Raw genomic sequence first — 3004 nt, forward strand, 5'->3', positions numbered from 1 at the left:
TAGGCTTGGACTTGAATTGCAAGAAAATAAAACGTCTTTATCACAAATGCTTAAACACGGCCGAATTGGCTGCTTAATTTATTACCGAACTATTGCTCTATGAAAGTAGCCTTTTATCTTAATCAAGGAAGGAAAAAAAATCTCTACTGTAGGATAGGTGATGGCAAAGAAAGAGTAACCTTTTCTCTTGAATATACAATTGATCCACAACTATGGAACTCTAAGAAGGAAATGCCTAATGACGATGATGTGCATTATTACACTCTGATTGATTTAAAAAACCACTTAAATAAGAAATATCATGAACTGAAATTGGAGAAGAAGGAAAATATTCTTACCATTCTGAAGAATGTGGCTGAATCACTGATGGCAAGTGAAGGTCTGGATGGTATTGCAAAAACGTTATTTAATATGGGAAATAAAGAATTGGAGGTTCCTCCATATGACGAATTCTTGAAGGCATTTGAAAAATACAGTGGCTTGAAAAGAAACCAATACAAAGTACAACCATTAGATGAATTAATTCACTTCCATACAGATAGTGAGGTTTATGTGATGGACACTTATGCTGGATTACATGCGAGGTTAAAGGGGTATGTCGAAAGCCAAAGTTATGATGAAATATATACTGCGACCAAAGAATGGATATGGGGGGAAATTTATGTAGATGCCGGAATTGAGAAGCATGTTTTCCTTCCGGCAATGTTATCACAATGGGAAACACTTTGGTCTAATAAATACGAACATATTAAAAAAGAAATTGGCCGTACTGATCATTTGGATAAAATGAAGGCGCGCTCATGGAGAGCGATGCAAGTATTTATGGGGTGTTATGATAGTGCAGGCGATATAATCAAATTAGCTTGGGAAATAGATGACATGGAGTTATATCCACTTGCTGTTATCGCGATGCTGGATATTTTTGACGCTGATTCCTGCTACGACGAGTATTGTGAATATGAATTTGAGCAACCAGATGAATGGGAGTCTGTTACATTAGATGATGTCGAAGGCGAAAATTGGGAGGGGCCAGTTTTCTTTACTAAGCCGTATGAAATTTAGTCTCAACTGATACTTGTAAAACATTCCAATTGCGATACTACTTAGCACCTATATAAAAACATAAATGGGAATAACTAAGCTCAGTTTTGCTCAATTATTCCCACTTTTACTCGATTGCGGGCTGCGAGGGACAATTATCGAACCAATTTGCCGAGGATTTGGAACGAATTTACCACTTTGCTAAATGTTGTAGCTGGATGGTCGGGGAATGATGGCAAATCTTTACTCCGGACTAGTTTTTCTTTTCTTGCCAGATAGAGCTGTGGGAGTCAGTTCAAAACTTTTTTGAATGAAAAGGAGAAGTGAGAAAGCGTCTCAAACCCAGATCCAGATAAATGTCAGATGGTTTCAGTCCTTTCTGATCAATCAGGAAGTACGCTTCCTGGAGCTGCTTTAATACAAGCCAGCGAGCTTGGTGTTCCTTTGAATATTTGCCTGAAGTCACGTTTGAATGCAGAGATGCTTCTCCCAGTAAGGAATGCAAATTGCTCTATGCTGACATTGAACTGATAATTTCGGACCATGAATTCTTCCAGATCGATTTTTGCAGGGATACCGAAGTGGAAAAGTAAACCAACAAGTTCTGGTTGCTGCTCTAGAAGAATCAGCAGTAACTCCTTCCGTTTACATTCGAAAAAGATGCTATTATCTGGCCACGACTATATATTTGCTGCAACGATCTGATAACATTATCAAGTAATTCACTCTTGCTCAAGGGAATGCATGTTTCAGTACACTCGAATTTTGTAGCCGTTGTTTTGTGCTTGTCATAATACTGTTAAGAAAGGTCGTATTGAGAGAGAGGATTACTTTCTCAAGTTCACCGTCTTCTTTGGTTTTATAGTAGCGTCCCAAGCTGTTTTTGTGGGCAACACAGCTTTGCCCGGACCGCAGTTCCTAGTATATATTCCCATCATAAAGAATCACGACTCCCTTTACAATAAACACGAAATAATGTTCGTAAATAAAATGCTGAGATGAAATTTCATCAATGGGACATGTTGGATTTGTTCCTGTTACCTTCATCATAACGAATTCAAGTTACTATACTTTCTGTAACAGCGCTCTCGTTTCTTCTCGACAGCACGGTCCTGGAATTTTGGATCGCGTGATAATTAGAGCCCATCATTGGATGGCCTTTTTCGTCAAAATATATACCTGTCTGGCCGGTTTTGTTCATATAGTATATTTGCTATAACCTTCGCAGACTTTTCCGGAGTGCTGCTGTAGTGAGAAAAGGAGGGTAAAATAACCATAAGGTGACCAAATATGAGGCGTACGACTGAATTTGTGCTTTCACTACCGAGACCTGTGCCTCGGGTGCCCCCTGGCTCCACGGCATTAAAGTGCAGTCTTTTATTTTAACGTGCCAAAGCCATCGCCGCAGGGAGGATACACTGCTTTGATGTCGCGTAAGCATCTATTCCTGCCATTTTTGAGCCGCCTTCTTTCCATTCTCCCCAGGCGCTTGCCATCTTGCTCTATCGTTTTATGCAAGATCATATAAGAAAATTTTGTAAAATTTCTAAGTAGGGAGATTTCTTTTTTACTTGTCAGCGAGATTTCCTGTAAATTCCTTGAGAGAGTTAATTACTACAGAGATGTCAATAACCTCCTCCAGAGTTATTGCTTGGAGATGGCTATTTTTTAATGATCTGCAATTTTTGACATAACAATAAGAGGCGGGAAATTTTGAGGAGGAAAAAAATCAAATATGGATATAAGAGTTTTCGTTATATTTGGTTACTCAGTTCTACTATATCAGGTCTGTTCGTTCGTGAAATGTTTGTTTTTGTTGGGGACCTCAATGCAGATTAACCTACCTTTTTTGTAAAGCTTTAATATACCAATAGTTCGGTAATAAATTAAGCAGCCAATTCGGCCGTGTTTAAGCATTTGTGATAAAGACGTTTTATTTTCTTGCAATTCAAGTCCAAGCCTA

General features: G+C 38.6%; 2 protein-coding genes. One reads left to right on the plus strand and one right to left on the minus strand.

Translation table 11 applies throughout. The features are described from left to right. The first annotated feature begins 99 nt into the window (after positions 1-99). Positions 100-1062 (plus strand): hypothetical protein, encoded by a 963-nt coding sequence (locus CLV42_RS33530; RefSeq protein ID WP_106606315.1) that lies wholly within the window; start codon positions 100-102, stop codon positions 1060-1062. Between the two features lie 362 nt (positions 1063-1424). Here CLV42_RS33530 and CLV42_RS34660 read toward each other — a convergent pair whose 3' ends face one another. Further along, positions 1425-1586 carry a helix-turn-helix transcriptional regulator gene (locus tag CLV42_RS34660; protein WP_394337230.1) on the minus strand — a complete coding sequence of 54 codons (162 nt, stop codon included), beginning with the start codon at positions 1584-1586 and terminating at the stop codon, positions 1425-1427. Positions 1587-3004: the final 1418 nt, after the last annotated feature.

Source organism: Chitinophaga ginsengisoli (genome assembly GCF_003014595.1).
Lineage (GTDB): Bacteria > Bacteroidota > Bacteroidia > Chitinophagales > Chitinophagaceae > Chitinophaga > Chitinophaga ginsengisoli.